A 17,113-nucleotide genomic window follows, 5' to 3' on the forward strand; every position below is an offset into this window, starting at 1 on the left:
CAGCGCCGCACCGCCGGAGCGCGACCGCGGTCACCGGTCACCCGCTCCGCGAGCCGGGCCAGCTCAGCGGTCGACGGCTCGGAGCGGAAGCCGACCCACCAGTCCCCCTCCGCCAGCTGCCACCGCGCCGGCGCACCCTCCTCGCCCGGAACGAGGACCGGTTCCCGCCCGCTCCCCGTCCCCCACACCCACCGGTCGAAGCCGTCGGCAAGTGCCTGCCCCGGGATCGGGACCTCCAGCGGATCGGCCACCGGCGGACCCGCCAGATCGGCCCCCGCCACCACCACGGCCGTCTCGGGGAGCGCCGCCGTCAGATCGCCGTCCACGGCGAACAGGAGGTCCACGATCCGCGCGTAGTCGACGACCGCGTCGCTGCCGTCCGACAGCGCCAGCACGGCGCCCCTGGCATCACCACGGAGACCCAACAGCCGCGCCTTGCCGAACGGCAACGGCTGCAACGGGCTCTCCAACGGCACCGGCCCCCGCCGCACCAGCGTGAACCCGCCCGCCTCCGCCATCGCCCCGTAGGCGTGCCGGTGAGCGTCCTGCCAGTCCTGCACCGGACGCGAGGACAGCCCCACCGACCGCCCGTCCGCGCCCCGGTGGGTGACCGTCAGCACCCGCTCCAGCAGGACCCGGGCCCCGTCGAGCGCGACGATCTCCGCCTTCCACTCCAGGACCGGCGGCGTCCGCCCGGGATCGGCCAGGATGCCGAGGGCGCCCCGCGCCCCGTCGACGAGTGCCCGGAGCCTGGGCTGATGCTGCGGGGGAAGGCCGTCGATGGCGTCGGACGCCTCGTCGACGGCTGTCCGCAGCGCCTGGTGCACGGGGTCGTCGGCGGGCAGCGGGGTGCCCAGGGCGTAGGCGCCCAGCGCGCGGGCGGTCCGCTGGCTGTCCTCGACGGACATCAGCCTCCTGGCGCCGCCGCCGGGCCGCGGCAGACCCGCCAGCAGGGCCATCTGCACGAAGGCCGCCAGCCCCCGGACCACCGGGTTCTCCACGATCCGCCCGATGGATTCGAGCAGCACGTCCTCGGGCAGCGGGGCCGCGTACTTCTGCGCCCGCAGATAGGCCTCCCGACTGAGCTCCGACAGCTCGGCGACGGCACGCCGGATGTCCTCGGACGTCATCAGCGGACCGTCGTAGCCGAAGTGCCGCAGTTCCGTGAGGACCAGCGGGATCGCCAGCCTGCCGTCGTCGGTGTCCAGGGTCGGGTACTGGTCGTCGTCCATGTCGACCATCTGCTTCTGCGTGACGGTCCGGCCCTCGGAGGTGCGTCCCGTCAGTACGGAGGTCAGGTGCTCTCGGGGGGAGGGCACGTCGCCGATGGTCGCGTCGAAGAACCCCGGGAAGAACGGCTCCCCCGGCGTGACGGCCTTCCGGTAGAGCTCCAGCAGTTTCGCGAGCGTGGCGGCGACGCCTGTACTGATGCCGTCGTGGTGCTGGTCGAGGAGCCGCCGGCTGCGGGGCCGCAGAGCCCGCAGGACACGGTCCAGCGACGGCCGGGACGCCACCGCCAGGGCGTTCTTGACCATGAACGCGGCCGGGCCCCGGTTGAGGATGACGCCGGTCGGCCTGGCCACGGTGTGGGTGAAGCCGAACCGCAGATAGCCCCACATGTCATCCACGTCGGGTATGACCGCGAGGAAGGGAACGGCCACGTCGGGCACGTCCTCGCGGCCGGTGAAGTCGCGCAGCACCTCCGAGAGGGCCTTCATCCCGAATTCCCGGCTCGACCCGTCCACCGACCCGAAGGGCCCCGGCGGCAGCCGGTCCGCCGCCTGGTCCTGGAGCACGCTCAGACCCAGGGCGGGCAGCCCCGTGGTGGGCTGGACGTAGGAGAGGCTCGTCCTGACCGGGGTCGGGCCGACCAGGATGCTGCCACCCAGCTCTGTGGTGGTCCAGCCGTCACCGGCGGGGAAGAGCTCGGCCAGCGGGATCTGCTCGGCCGCGCCGGGCTCGTCCCTGGCGTCCAGCGCCCGCTCCATCCTCCCCAGCTTCGCCAGCGCACTCTCCTGGGACTGCCGCCGCTCGCCCGGCAGCACCGCCATCGGCTCGATGACGATCTCGCCGATGAGATAGGAGGCCTGGGTGGGCTTCGGCGCTCCCGGTGCCAATGTGGGATACGTGAGGTGCAGCCGCCCGTCGGCGGTCCGCCAGAACCCGCCATGGTCGGTAACGATCTTGAAGCCGGGAGCGGTGGCCAGCACCAGCTTGGCGGGAAGGTCGCCGCCCCCTCTGATCAGGAACACCTGACGCTTCTCGACCTCCAGCCCGATGGCGCCGTAACCGCGCCCCGGCGCCGGGTCGAGCAGCGCGGACGCCGTCGACGACGACTGCGCGAACTCCGGCAGCGCGTGCTCCACGACCTGCCCGGCGGGGCCGATCACCAGCGCCTGCCCGTCCGACGGCGCGATCCTGGGCGGGAACGCCGACACCTGGCGGTCGGCACGGGCCGACACGTCCACCCACACCACACCGTCCGGCCCGCCGAGGTGGTACGCCGCCCACGCGTGCCCCGGCGCGTCGTCCTGACGCCGCGCCAGGACGAGCCCCACAGCGCCCGGCCCGGCCGCGCGGACCGCGTCCGCCACCGCGCCCCACGACCGCACCCCGCGCCACCCTGGCCCGGCCACCAGCGAGGACGCCGGGCCGGAGCGGATCGCCGAGCCGTCCAGCGTGACAGCCGGGCGCACACCCCGCGGATACAGGCTGTCCCGCAGGCTCCCCAGCAGCGTCAGGCACCGCTCGACGGACATGCGCCCCGCCGGCTCCCGGCCCGCCACCTCGCGCACCATCCGCCTCAGCTCCGCACGGCTGAGCACCGGAAGGGGTGCGAGGGGCGCCGTCAGGACCGCGCGGGCACGCTCCCGCGCCTCGGCACTCGCCGTCGCGGCGGCGGGCCCGACCGGGTGTCCGGGCGCCGGGGCGGGGCCGTGGGGCTGCGGCACGAGCGCGTCATCGGCCGTGTCCCACATCGCCCGGAAGCCCGCCCAGACGTCCTCCTCCTGCCGCGGGTTGGACTGCCAGGGGTGAAAGCCCCTCGGGTCGGGGCCGTACAGCTCCCGCAGCAGCGGCAGCAGCTTCGGCTCGTGCTCGCGGACCCACTTGGTCCCGTTGTTGCGGCGCAGGCCGGTGTACGGGTCCGTCCCGGCGTTCGTCGAGAGGTAGACGTTGGTGAGCTGGGCGAAGTACTCGAACTCGTCACGGGAGGAGTAGTTGCGGTGCGTGCCGGAGTCGTCGTACAGCGACCCGTCGGGCCAGTCCGTGAAGCTGCCCTTCCGCGTCCTCTCGGCGAACGCCTCGGTGATCAGTTGCCGCTGGCTTTCTGTCAGCCCGTAGCGGTGGACGGCGTGCGCCAACTCGTGGGTCGTCGTGGAGTAGCCGCCGTGGTGGAGGCCCGCGCCCGGCACGCTCGTGGTGCCCCCCAGCAGGTTCTCCTCGGCGGCCGCGACCTGCCTGTCGAGCTGGACGCCGCGCTCGGTGTCGAAGGGGCGCGAGTCCTCGGTCGACTCCCCCCGGATGGTGCGGAACGCCTCCAGCGAGGTCATGGCCGCGTCCTTCGGGACCACGATCATCCGCGCGCCCTCGTTCAGCATCCGCTCCGCCGCGGCGGGCGAGCGCAGCATCCGCGCCACCTGTGCCCGCGCCTCGATCCCCGCCGAGACGTTCAGGTCGACACCGGCCGGGACATCCACCATCAGCAGCGCGGCCGTGCGGGCGAACTCGTCGGCGGGCAGGCCCCGGCGCAGGGCCGCCACCAGCTCCCGGTCGGCGGCCAGGGCCTCGCGGTCCCGCTGTGACAGCGGCAGCAGCCGGGCGGTCCGCTCCGGCCCGGCCATCGTGGGCAGCAGGCCGGCCAGGGCGGCCAGTTCCGCCGCCGGCAGCGAGGGCCGCTCCGTCGTCGCGGACGGCGGCGGCGCCACGGCGGGCGCGGCGGCAGCGGCCGCCGTCCGCTCCCGCGCCGGCGGCGCGGGCAGGGGCTGCCCGCCGAACCGGCCGGAGCGGGTCGGCCGGGCGGGCGCCGAGGACATGGAGCTCAGCAACGACGGCTCCGTGCCGGTGCCCTCCGCGCGGCGGCCGGTCTCCAGGGTGCCCACCAGGCCGGGCAGCCGCCCCCACGCCTCGGTGTGACGGCGCGCCTGCTCGCTCAGGTCCTGCCGGGCCTCGGTCAGGTCCCGTTCGATGGACCGGACCTGGGTCCGGATCGCGTCGCGGGCCCCGGTCGCGCGCCCCAGGGCGGCGTCCGCCCGCAGCAGCGCACGCTCCGCCAGGGTCACGTCCCCGCCGGCGCGGGCGAGCTCCGAGACGAGGGGGCCCTCCTCCTCGCGGGCCCCGGCGAGGGCCACCTCGGCCTCGGCGGCCGCCTCGCGGGCGGCGGTGATCGCGTCGGCGTACCGCAGGCGTCGGTCCCGGGCTGCGATCCCCTGCTCCTGGATGGCGTCGGCGCCCTCCTCGGCCGCTTCCAGGGCGCTCTCCCGGTCGGCGGCGGCCCGGCCGGTCACCGGGGAGGTCTCGTCGAGCTCTTCGAGGCGCTTCACCTCGGCCAGCGCCTGCCGCCACCGCTCCCGCAGCTGCCGCTCCTCCGCGGCGGCTGCGTCCTGCCCGGTCCGGGCGTCGCGCCCGGACTGCTCCAGCCGCGCGATCTCCGTCTGCGCGCCGGCGATCCGGGCCCGGACGCCGTCGAGCTCCGTGCGGGCGGCCGCAGCGGTCCGGACGGCGTCGGCGCGGGCCAGGCCGGCGGCCCGGTGCGCGGTGGTGGCGGTGTCCACGGCACCGTCGGCGGACTCCAGGGCCCGCAGCGCGCCGGGCTGCCGCCGTACCGTCACGTCTTCCCGGTACCGTGCCGTCGCCTCGGCCCCCACCGCGCGGAGGTAGTTGCCGACGTCGTCCCGTATCCCCTCCCAGGCGCCCCGGGTGGCGTCGGTCGCGTCGGCGAGGGAGCCGTCGGCGGCGAACGGCCAGTGCCGCAGCCCCTGGTCGGTACGGACGACCAGCTCGACCGGCCGGCCGGCCAGCGCGGCCGTGCGGGAGCCGGTGAACAGGGCGCGGGCCAGGCGGGTGCCGTCCGGATCGGGTCCGAGCGCGAGCCACAGCTCCGCCGTCGCGTCCTGCTCGTCGATGCCGTCCGCCAGCACCCCGGGCAGGTCGGTGACCGGATGCCGCGCCCAGTCCCGCAGGTCGTCCGCGTCCTGGCCGGCGAGCATCGCGGGCACGTCGTAGATCCGGGGGCCCGGCCTCGGCCGGGTGACACCGAAGCCCAGCACATCGCGTTCCCACAGCCGCACGGTGAGGCTCCCGGTGACGTACCGGGTGCCCTCGGGGCCGGTCACCGTGATGACGGTGTCGACCAGCGTCTCGTGGGCGGGCGTGCCGCGCCCGTCGGCGGGCGCGGCGGCGGTGCCGGTCCGCACACTGGTGAACCGGGAGGCGGACGCGTTGCCACCGGAGGTGTTGGTGTGGGGCTGCTGCGCCAGCAGCGGGAAGGTCACACCGACCAGCTGGGAGTTGCCCTTCGGCAGGCCGAAGTTGCTCTGGTGGTTCAGGTTCAGGGCGAAGGAGCTGCCGGCCGACGAGGTCGTCGCGGAGGTGCGGACCTGCCTGCGGACCCGGTCGACGGCGCCGTCGCCCGAGTCCGACGCCGAGCGCGGGTTGTACAGGGCGATCTGCAGGGACGGCGCGGTGTCGGGCCCCTGGAGCGGCCAGCTGCCGGGCATCGTGGTGGTCAGGCCGGCCGCCGTGCGGGACGGGTCGAGGCTGACCTCGCCGGCCTGGATCAGCTCGCCCAGCCGGACGGCTACGGCCTCCGCAGAGGCGTTCGCGGGCAGGCCCCAGGACGCGGCCGTGCGCGGGGCGACCTGGAGCAGCGCCTGCATCAGCTGCGGCACGGCGTTGGCCTCGTGCACCGGCGTCGGCCCGGTCGGCAGCAGGCGCGCGTCGTCCGCGAACGGCAGCGTGCCCAGAGCGGCGGCGTCGGCCGCCGACAGCCCCAGCGGGTGACGGGTGAGCAGGGCCGGGGGCCGGGGCAAGGTGTGCTCACGCGGCTCCGTGGCCTCGGAGCCGACGAAGCGCACCTCGGTCGCGACCGGAACCGTGACCGTGCTCTCCGGCCGGCCGTTCAGCAGGCGGTGGATCCAGGTGCGCACCCGCTGGGCCACATCGCCTTCGAGGCCGGACAGGTTCAGGAGCCCGCCCTGGAAGATGCCGCCGGGGATGTTGGGCGGCCACTCCCACACGAGCTGGGAGCGGACCGTCGCGGTGACGCGGTAGTCGAGCTCGAAATCGGCGCCGAGTGCCGTACGCGTCCAGAACCGGTCCTCCGTCGCCGTGTCGGTCCGGGCGGTGCGGGCCCTGACGGTGGTCAGTCCGAGGGCCGGGCCCTCGCGGTCGGTGCGCCCGATGGCGCCGGGACTCGGGTAGCGGGAGATGACGTTGACCGCGAGCTGACGTGTCCTGGTGACGCCGGAGGCCGTCGCCCTCGCCTGCGGGGTGTGTATGTCGACCTGCTCCAGCCCGCCGCCCTCACCGGCCGGCCGGCCGCGTACGGCGCGCAGGGCGGGCGTCTGCAGGACCGGCTGGGCGCGCAGGGTCACCTCGACCAGCCGCACCCCGCCGAACGCGCTGTGGATGAAGTGCAGGCGCGTGTGGCCGCCGGGGCCGCGTCCGGGCAGGGCGCGCAGCCCCGCGGGTCCGGTGCGGCGGGCGATCTCGCTCTCCACACCGGACAGGTAGGCGGCGTGTCCCGGCTGGAGGGAGCCCGGCGCCTCGTTCTCCACCAGCGCGGTCAGCTCCCGGCCCAGCCGGTCGCGCCGCTCCCTGCGGTTCGTCGTGTCGTCGAGCTGGGTCACGGAGAGCACGCCCGCCTTGCCCAGCTGCCGGCTCCGTACGAAGCGGGCGGGAAGGGGAACGCCGGGCAGGGGTGGTGTCAGGGCCGGGATGCCCCCCATGCCCTGGAACCACCGCGCCGCGCGGGCCACGCTCTGCGTGGGAGCCACGTACGTCACGCCGCGGGCCAGGTCGATCGCGACCGTCACCGGGGTGAAGCTGCCCAGGCCCACGGCGTTCCCCGCCACGTTGCGCAGACCCCACTTGACCGTCACCAGCAGCGTCACGTCGTTGACGATCCACAGCTTGTCGCCCGTCTCCTCCAGGGCGTGCGTGACCTTCGTGGTGGAACTCACCGTGCTGGTGTCGTCGGTCCGGCGGGAGTGGACGTAGCGGCCTATGGGGTTGGCCTGATGGACCAGCGGCTCGGGCGCCGGAGGCGGTGCCTGTATCGCGGTGGCCTGGAAGGTTCCCTGGTGGACGCGCCCGACGGCGCGCTGCCGGCCCGCGGTGTCACCGGAGTTGACGTCCTGCTCGGAGTAGAGCGACCCGGAGCCGATCACCCGGGGGTTGGTCAGATAGCCCCTGATCTCCAGCGTCATGGTCCGGTCCGCCGCCATGCCCGGCAGGGTCAGGCCCTCCACCACCTGCACGCCGTCCAGGATCTGCGTGGCGCGGGAGATGAGCTGGGACGGCCGGATCGCGCCCTGCCGGGCCTCGGTCGCCAGGGTGCCCTGGTCGTTCAGCGAGGCTCCCGCCACGGCGACGGACGTCCACTTGTAGGTCGCCGCCGCCCCGTCGGCGGAGGTCCTGGCCGCCCAGGTCACCGGTGTCGCGGCCCAGCCGGCGGCCGCGCCGACCCGGTTGACGGCACCGGTCAGGCTCGCGGGCAGCGCCTCCTTGACCGCCGATCCCCGCCTGGCGGTCTCCGTGGCGAGGTCGTTCAGCTGCGCGGAGGCACGCCGTACCGCGCGGCCCACCGGTCCCTCCTCGGGGTGCCCCGGGTAGGTCCCCGCGATGATCTGCCCCAGGGCCTCCGTCAGGGCGGCGGTGCCCCGGAAGGTGTCCACGAGCGCCCCCACCGGCAGCTTGGTCAGCCCCGGCAGCGGGCGTCCCTGAGCATCGACGCGGTCCAGGCGGCGGTAGTCGTCCGTCGCCCCGCCGTCGGTGACCGGTTGCCGGATCACGTGTCCCGCCCTGGGCGCGGCGGGCACGGGGGCCGCGTCCGGGACGCGGGTGCGGTAGTTCGGGACCAGCACGGTGACGGTGCCCGGCACGGTGTGCGGGGTGGCGCCCGGGACCCGCAGCACGATCCCCTCCGCGTCCTCGGCGCCGTCCTCCGCGTCCGCGCCCGCGTCATCGGCGAAGCGGACGAGCGGGTCGTCGCTCGGACCCTCGTACACGTCGAGGGCGAGCCTGGCCGGTATGCGGAACAGTTCGCTGCCGTTCGCGCTGGTGAGGATGAACTGGTCGTACGCGACCGAGTCACCGGTGTTCGAGGCGTCCGTGAGCTGCCTGGTGCCCAGGTACTCCGGGCCCGGGTTCACCGCCCAGGAGCCGCCCGCCACGGGGATGCCGAGCGCTCCGCCGCCGCCCAGGGAGCCGCTCAGCGCGGTGCCGCGCTGCCGCCCGCCGGTCGCCTCGTGCGAAGTGAGTCCGACGTGGTGGACCTCGGGCAGCCTGCGCTCGTGGACCGAGGGGCGGGCGGTGTCCCCGGTGGCGGAGAAGCGCAGCTGCACCCGCCGGGTACCCGTCAGCGTGTTCGGCCGCTCGAACCACACCGGCTGCCCGCCGTCCACCGCGTCCGCCAGCGCCGTGGCCAGACCGAACCGCGAACGCATCTGCGCCAGCCGCCGCACGTTCTCCAGCTGCGCCACGACCAGCGGCTCGTCCAGCCGGAACGGGTGCGTCCTGCTGCGGCGTTCGGCGGGCGGCAGGAACCCCTCCTGCCGCAGCCACGCCTCCGCCCGCGCGAACAGCTGCTCCGCCCCCTCGACCTTCAGGGGGGTCTCGGCGTAGCCGACGCTCTCCAGGTTCTTCAGGTGCTCGGGAGGCTCCCGCAGTTCCTCCGCCGTCGGCCGGGTCCCGCGCATCGTCGTGCGCTGGGCGATCCGCAGCCGCAGGCCGTCGTCCCACGGCCCGAACCTGCCGGTGACCCGCCCGCCGCCGGCCCGGTGCAGCGTCACGTCGTAGGTGACACGGCCCGAGGTGAGCACATGGCTGCTCTTGGAGCGCAGCCCGTGCGTCATCGTCGTGCTCTCGACGGTGTTGAGCGCCTCGTTCACCTGCCAGTTGACCCCGGCCCGGCCCAGGAAGTTCCCGCCGAACGCCTCCGTGGCACGAGCGTGTTCCGGGCTGCGGTCGGTGGTGAACGTCGGCCCGCCCGAGATCTCGGCCCCCAGGCCCGCGGTGAACTTCGCCGACCGGTCCAGGGTGGACGTGTGCGTGAGCCACGTCTCCAGCAGGGCCTTGCCCTCGGGGCTCTTGCGCAGCGGCGCGCCCGGTTCGATCCGCGCGGTGAGCTGGAGCATACCGATCGCGTTGCCGTCCTTGTCCAGCAACGTCGGGGAGGACACCCCGCCGTCGATCTGGAGCTGCGGAGTGCCGCGCAGCATCTGCTCGTGCAGGAAGTTCTCCAGCGCCCGCTCGGAGTCGGCGGGCAGGTCGCGCAGGTCCGCGAAGTTGTCGTCCGCCAGGACCTCGGTCAGCAGCCGGCGCGGTTCGGCGACGCTGTCCACGCCCCACAGCGGCAGGTCGCCCACGTCCCCCGGCTCCGGCAGGTCGCCGGCGTCGTCGCCGTCGAACGCGAGGTGCTCGTGGAACCAGATGGTGAGGGCGCCGTGCGACTGCTCGGGCTGCCAGTTGCCGACCGCGTCCTCGCGGTCCGTGTCCACCTGGACCTGCCACTGCCCGTCGACGTCGATCGGGTGGGCCTGGTCCTCGGCCTGCTGCTTGTTCAGGACGAGGAACGTCTCGCCGACGGTGATGGACTCGGCCAGCTGGTTGTGCGTCGCGGTCACGTTGAGGGTGCCGTCGAGCCAGCGCAGCGGGCCGGTTCCGTCGGCCGGGAAGACCGCGGTCCAGGGGACCGAGCCGGTACGGAAGGTGCCCGAGCCCTCCGCGTCCGAGGACATCTGCCCGCCCGAGGCCCGGTACTCGACCTGCATGCCGGGCAGCGTCGCCGGGAGCTGGTCGCCGCTCTGCCCGTACTTCGCCGACCGCACGGCACCGGTGTAGGCGAGCCGTACGTCCACCGACCGGTCGCGGCCGTTGTGCCGGACGGTGATCCGGTGGCCCTGCCGGCTGCGCAGATAGGGCCGGTTCAGCTCGACCTCCTCCGCGCTCAGCACGTCGCTCAGCCTGGTCCGCAGCTCCTGGCCCGCCGCGCTGTCCGGGTCGGCCCCGAGCGCCAGGACGACCTGCCGGTGCAGGCCGTCCAGGACGGGGTCCGGGGTCGGCTCGTGGATGACGAGGCCGATGTGCCCGTCGTGCCGGGTGCCGTGCGTACGCAGGTACGGCGACAGCTCACGGTTCACGTTCGCCTCGGCCGGCGGTGCCACCGCCGGCGCGGGCACGACCGTGCCGGCGGTACGCGAGCTCTCGGCGACGACAGCGGGCGCCGGCACGACCGGGCGGTCCCCTCCGGCGAAGGTGTGGATGGTGCCCTGTTCGTCGGAGGTGCCGGCCAGGACAGCGGGCTGCCCGGTCTGCCAGTGCGCCGCCGGCTGCGCCGGGTCACCCGCCAGGACGATGACGTTCTCGTTGCGCGCCGCGTCGAGGACCGGGGCGCTCGGGAGCTCGGAGAGCACCGTCGTGCGCGCCGTGCCCGACCGGCCCGCGACGTGCCGCGCCAGCCCGACGGGGTTGGTGTGGGTGCCGACCATGAGCAGCGGTACGGCCAGCGCGAGCTGCTGGTGCACCCCGTCGTGGCGCAGCAGCGCGGCGATCTCGCTGCCCGGCACCCACCGGTTCGAACCGTCGGGGAACGGCATCGACACGTGCCCGTTCGTGCTGTCCGCGTAGATCACGTACGCGGCCGCCGGGGAACCGGCCGGGGCGCCCGGCCAACCCGGGGCGTACGGCGTGCCGTTGTGCACCGAACCGTCCGGCGAGACCACGTAGCCCTGGGTGGAGACGTCGCCGTCGACCGGCCGGCGGGTCCAGTTGCGGCCCATCGCCACCCCGCGCGTCATGAGGCGGGTGCCGTCGTCCAGCGCACCCTGGCGCACGAGGTCCCACGCGGCCAGATCCGCCGGGTCCGAGGGATCGAAGCCCGTGACGGCGGCGCCCGCCATCAGCCACAGCAGCCGGTCCCCGGCCTCGTCCGCCGACAGCTCGGCCGACGCCGGCAGGTGCAGCACCTTCCTCGCGTGCGCCACCGGGTCCGGCACACCGCGCAGCGCCTCCGCGCCCTTGACCGTGCCCCACACCAGCCGGGTCACGTCCGCCTGGGTCACGGTCTGCCCGGGAGGCAGCCGCAGCACGTCGGCGGCGAGGGCGGAGAGGTCCTGCCCGCCCAGCCGCCTCAGGGCCCAGTCGAACGACGGCAACTGCGTGTATCCGTGCAGCGTCAGCTGCCCGGCCGCGGCCTCGTCCACCCTGCGGGCCGCGTCCTGGAGCACGGCCCGGATCTCGTCGGGCGTGGGTGCGTCGTTGCCGGTGCGCCGGTGGCGCGCGTGCACGACCAGGTGCAGATGGTGCAGGGTGAACGGGCCCGCCACCCGCAGGTGCGGGTCGGCCCGGCGCATGTTCTCCAGCGCGCCCGCTCCCCGCAGCAGCGTCCGGAACTCCGGGTCGGCCGCCACCTGCCCGCCGAACGACCGGCGCAGCGCCTTCACCAGCCGCGTCGTCGCGTCCGCGTCCTGCGGCGACACGGGCCCGGCCCCGGAGTGCAGCCCCGCCCAGCGCGCCGTCCGCGTCAGCCCGTCCCCCGCCGGCTCGGGGGGAAGCAGCACCTGCGCCCCCTGCACGCCCGAGGGCCCGGCCATCGCGCCCGCCTTCGGGCCCGCGGCGCTGCGCTGGTACGCGTGGACACGGTCCACCGCCAGCACACCGGCGGTGCTGCCGTTCGCCACCCCCTGGGCGTACGACGTCATGCCCAGCACATCGAAGACGTACGGGGGTGTCGCCGCGTCCGTCAGGTACGGCAGGTCCTCCGCCAGTGCGTCGGCCCAGCACGACCCCAGATCGATGACCGCGCCGGCGCCGAGCTTGCGCATGCTCGGGCGGCGGCTGATGAAGCGGCCCGTCTCCACGCCGTCGACCTGGATGGGCGGACGGCCGTCCGTGACCTCCATGACGCCCCGCATCGGCATGCCGTGCTGCGAGAAGTGGTAGACCGGCCGCCCGTCCTCCAGAAGCGGCACGGCGGTGCCGATCTCCCGTGACGTCACCGGATCGAACTGCGAGAACCCGGAGACCTCGTCGAGGGCTTCGAGGACCGGCTCGTTGATCACCAGGTCGGCGTCCGACATCGTGACGCGGCCGACCGACCGGCCCTCGTCGGCGATCGTCCGCGACTTGACCGCACGGTCCGGGATCACCGTCCCGTCCAGGGCGGTCACAAAGCCCTCGTCCACGACGCCGTCCGGGCCGAGGTCGTCCGCGTCACTGCCGAACCAGCCGCCCAGCGGCACGTTCCGCGCCCGCTGGTTCTCGACGACGATCCTGCTGAAACCGGTCTCCGCGTCATGGACCAGTGCGACCTGGCCGCTGTGCGCCCAGATCCCGTTCCGGCCGGTCCTGAACGCCAACGAGCGTGGCATGACCAGCCCCTGGTCACCGCCGCGGTTCAGCACCAGCACCACCGGAACGCCCGGCGGAAGCCCGGCCAGCCCCGGATCACGGGCGACCAGCTCCACGAACTCGTCCCACGGGACCGACAGCTCACCCTGGCCCCAGGGGATCAGCACCTGTTCGTGATCACCCGTCGCCGCGACCACGTACGCACCCGAATCCGTGTCCCACAACGGGTCGATGGGGCCCTGGAACCGGCCGTCGCGCCGCTGCCACACCTCCGAGGTGTTCACGACGCCCACCGGCCGGTCCGTCAGGTTCAGCCCCTGGTACGAGCCGTCCGCCAGGACGATGTGCCGCCCGTGGTCCAGGGCGCCCCCGGCCGCCAGGTGGTAGGCGCCCAACGACGTGACGCTGGAGGCCCATCCGGCGGCCATCGCGTTCTCCACCAGGGCGAACAGCTCTCCGTGGTGGTCCGCGGACACCTGGACACCCGCCGGGACATGCAGCACGCGCCGGACCAGGCCGTCCGCGTCGAAGCCGCCGCGGGGATCGTCCAGCAGCGCCAGCCGCTCCAGCTCGGCGGCGGCCCGGGAGTGGTCCGGCGCCGCCGGCGAGAACCCGGGCGCACCGCCGGGCAGACGCGGCGCGAGGCCCAGCTCGCGCCGGGTCCGGCTCGCCAGGTCCGCGCCCGAGACGGCGTCCGTGCCGTGTACGGCGAGGTGTTCGGCCACCTGCCGCACGGCAGCGCGCAGTTCGGCGTCCGCGTGGCGGGAGTCGGCGACCACGGGGTGCAGCTCCAGCGGCAGCACCAGCGACACCGCCCGCCGCCAGGCGTCGGCCGGGTCCGTGCCGGTCGGCACTCCGGACGCCCGGAACGTCGCGCGCGCGAAGTCCTCGTAGGCGGAGCTCCAGGTACGGCGTGCGGCGCGGGCCGCGACGGCGTCCAGCGCCTCGCTCCAGGGGCCGGGCCGGTTCATCAGCACCCGGACGTGGCCGACGGGGTCCAGCCCGCTGTCCTGGACCTGCACGGATCCGTTCAGGGTGGCCTGGAGCGCGGGGCCCTCGCCCAGCGTCACGCCGACGGCGGTCAGCTCCGCGGTGGTGACGGTGCCGTCGGACGGCATCCTGGGCGCGCCTGCGGTCAGGTCGTCGGCGGTGATCAGGGCGGCGGTGCGCCGCCGTTCGGCGTCCGTACGGCGGACCCTGGGCACGATCGCGGCGAGCGCGGCGTCGGCGGCGGCGTCCGCGCCGAGGTCGCGCAGCCTGTCCACGGCCGCGTCGAGCCGCCGCTGGCTCCGCTCGACGTCCTGCATGGCGTCGTGGAACCTGCCGGCGTCGTCGTTGCCTCCCCGGCCGCTCCCGACCCGCTTGTTGAGGAGGTCCACGGTCCGGGCCGCCCGGTGGAAGGCGGTGAGGGCCTCGTCGTGGTCCTGGCGCGCCTCGTCGATGGCGAGGGCGACGGGGAAGATGTCGCTGATGCCGTCCGGGGCCTGATCGCCGGCGAGGTGCGTGCCCCGGTCCACGCCCTTGCCCTTGGGGCCGGGCTCCTGGGCCTGAGCGGTCCCGGATTCGGTCTCCGTCCCGGTCTCCGATTCGGTCCCGGTCACTTCGGCAGCAGGCGGCGAGGCCGTCTCCGGCCGCCCTTCGTCCTGCCCGGTCACCAACGGGACGTCCGTGCCCGAGGTCGTCCGGACCGGGGCGGGCGGCGCGATCGGACCGGGTGCGTCCGGGACACCCCGGGCCGGGCGGTCGGCCCGCCCGGGGGCGGCGTCGGGACCGGCCCGGCCGGGCGACGGCGGCTGCGCGGCGGCGGCGGCGGGCGACTGTCCGTTCGGAGCCGCCGTCGCGGGCGGGGGCGGCGCGGTCGTCAGGGGCGTGACCGGTCCGGTGGCTGCCGAAGGATCGTCGGAGGAGGTGCGGAACCCGTCCGGCCCGGCGGGCAGCGGCTCGGGCACGGACGTCCCGGGTCCGGTGGCCGCGTCCCCGTCGGCATCGTTGGAGAGCGGTTCCGCACCGTTCTGCGGCGGTGTGCCCGGCTGCTCGGGACCGTCGGCGAGGCCCGTCCGGCCGTCCTGCTCGGTGCTGCCGTCCTGCTCGGTAGTGCCGTCCTGCTCGGTGCTGCCGTCTCGCTCGGTGCTGCCGTCCTGCTCCGTCAGGTCCGTTCCGCGCTGCTGACCGTTCTGGTCCGCCGGACCGGGCGACCGCTGCGACTGGTTCCCCGTACCGGACGTGCCCTGCGAAGAACCGGGCGCGGGCGCGCTCGAACCGGCCGGCGTACCCACGGGCGTCACCTGCGGGGCGGCGCCCGAGTCGGCATCTGCATCGACGTCGGCATCGGCGTCCACGTCGACATCGACATCGACGTCCGTGCCGGAGGACGCCGGTGCGCCCTCCGGCGCGGGCGAACCCTTCGGCGGCGTGAGTCCCTGCTGGAGGTCACCCTGCGAACCCGGAACGTCCGAAGTCCCGTCGGGTGCCGTACCGGGCGCGAGGTCGGGCGACAGGTCCGGCGTCTGCTCCGGCGACAGGTCCGGGGTCAGGTCCGGGTTCAAGTCGGGCGTCGTGAGATCGGTGTCCGTGCCGTACGGGGACCCGGACGTGCGCCCGGTGGTCGACCCGGACGTCGACCCGGGCGGCAGCGATGTGAGGTCGGGCTGGGACGAGGCCGGGAGCGTGAAGGGGGAGGTCGTCGACGGAGAGCTGGACGGGGAGGGCGGCGGCAGATACGGAATCTGTGACCCGCTCGTGCCGGTCACGCCGGTCACGCCGGTCACGCCGTCCAGGACGTCCGGACTGTTGAACCCGCCGATGCCGCCCGTGGCCCCTGTGCCGCCCGGCGAGCGCGTGGCGGGACCGGCGGACCCGGAGGTGCCGGGGCCCCCGGTGGGCGTCGGGTTCAGCGTGGGCGGCGGCTTGTACGACGACGGCGGCGGCGCCATGTTGATGCCGCTGCCTATCCCGCCCGGGAACGCGGACGAGACGGTCGTGTTGGGGAGGGGGACTGCCGGACCGGGGGTGAGCGGAGTGTTGTTCACCGTTGCCGGAGCGGGGACGGCCGGGCCGGGCGAAGACCGCACATTGGAGCCCGGAGTCCCGGAGGGCCCCGAACCGCCGCCCAGTGGGCTGTCAGGTGCGGGCGGGTTGTTGAGATCGGTGAACTGGTTGTTGTTGTTGAAGTACTTGTTGAAGACGATCGCGGCCCCGCCGCCGATGGCCAGCCCCGCACCCACGTCGAACAGGCCACTGGTGCCCGACCCGACGAAGGTCTGCCAATTGAAGCTCCAGTTGTCGTAGAAGGCGCCGTTGATGATGACCTCGGCCGTACTCTCGGCGGCGCCCGAGACCACGAAGACCGTGACGACGGTCGGCGGACCGTTCACCAGCCCCTTGAACAGCAGGCCGTCCGGCTTGAAGTTGAACTTGTTGAACACGTCGTCGAGCAGGTTCTTGAAGTAGTTCGTGAACGGCTTCAGGAACATGTCGAAGACGCCCATGAAGGCCCCGGTGAGCGCGCCGAACGCACCCGCGACCCCGACGTCCTTCCAGTCGATGCCGCCGGGCCTGCGGCCACCGGTGTTCAGACCGATCTGCGCGAGGCGGACCGCCAGCGTCTGGATGGCCTCCTCGATCGCCTCGCTCAGGCTCGGCGCGATGTGCGTCATCCGCAGCAGCCGGTCGATGATCATCAGAATGGCGAGCTTGCTGCGGGCTCTGGCCAGGAACATCTGCGACACCGACGCACCGCCGGTGAACGCCATCAGTGCTGCCAGCAGCGCCAGTTCGGCGAGCAGCATGATGATCTCGGAGATGATCTCCCACTTCGATCCCTGGATCGACTGCGAGTAGGTGACCTGGCCGTTGGCGAGCTCGTCCAGCTGGAAGAGCAGTTTCTGGACGGGATCGTTGCCGCCGGGCTCATCGGTGAGCATGCGCACGCTCTCGATGTACGGCTGGGCCACCTCCGGCGGCAACGACTCCTCGACCAGCTGGATGGTCTCCCGCGCGGCGGAGCGCAGGTCCATCAGCCCCTTCTGCAGGGCGAGGTAGAGATGACGGCTTTCCCACGCCAGATTCTCCCTGGCCTGCAGGGGCATCTCCCCGAGCAGGATCCAGAGCATCGTCTTGACGTCAGGTGGAAAGTCGATCTCGTCCACTTAGTGCTTGCCGCCCCCGCTGGAGTCCTCGCCGGGACCGTCCAGGCTCGACATCTGCTGCCCGATCTGGTCCTTCGCGTAGGACTGCACGCCCTCGATGTGCTGCCCGTTGGCCCAGACCGCTTCCCGGAGCCCTACGAACGCGGAGCCCAGGGCCGTGACCAGCTCCAGGCACGAGGTGTTGTTCGCCTCGTACTTCGGCAGGACACCGTGGGCGAAGCTATCCGTGTATCCGGCCCAGCCCCGGTAGGTCTGCGAGTCGCGGATGAAGTCCTCCCGGATCTTCTTCGCCCGCTCCGGCAGCGACTCCATCATCTCGTCGCTCCGTCGCAGGCCACCGGGGTTCGCCACGTACTTGCCCGTTGCCATGAATACCTCCCTGGTTCGCTTCCTGG

General features: G+C 74.1%; 2 protein-coding genes (1 of these 2 running past the window's edge). Both read right to left on the reverse strand.

Annotated elements, in window-relative coordinates; all coding sequences use genetic code 11:
* On the reverse strand, positions 1–16,718 hold the 5' portion of the coding sequence (locus ACGFU6_RS26640; protein ID WP_393614461.1) for a lonely Cys domain-containing protein. Its footprint begins 12,106 nt before the window's first position; only the first 16,718 of its 28,824 coding nucleotides appear in the window; its start codon is at positions 16,716–16,718; the stop codon falls past the left edge of the window.
* Entirely contained in the window at positions 16,719–17,087 is a 369-nt protein-coding gene (locus ACGFU6_RS26645) for a hypothetical protein (RefSeq protein WP_393614463.1), read from the reverse strand. It lies immediately after the preceding gene.
* Between the last annotated feature and the right edge of the window lie 26 nt (positions 17,088–17,113).

The sequence above is a fragment of the Streptomyces sp. NPDC048462 genome, assembly GCF_043200175.1.
Taxonomy (GTDB): domain Bacteria; phylum Actinomycetota; class Actinomycetes; order Streptomycetales; family Streptomycetaceae; genus Streptomyces.

What these genes read in the sequence shown, in the direction of transcription:
- ACGFU6_RS26645 (WP_393614463.1), bottom strand. Translation starts at nt 17,087, where the DNA reads ATGGCAACGGGCAAGTACGTGGCGAACCCCGGTGGCCTGCGACGGAGC.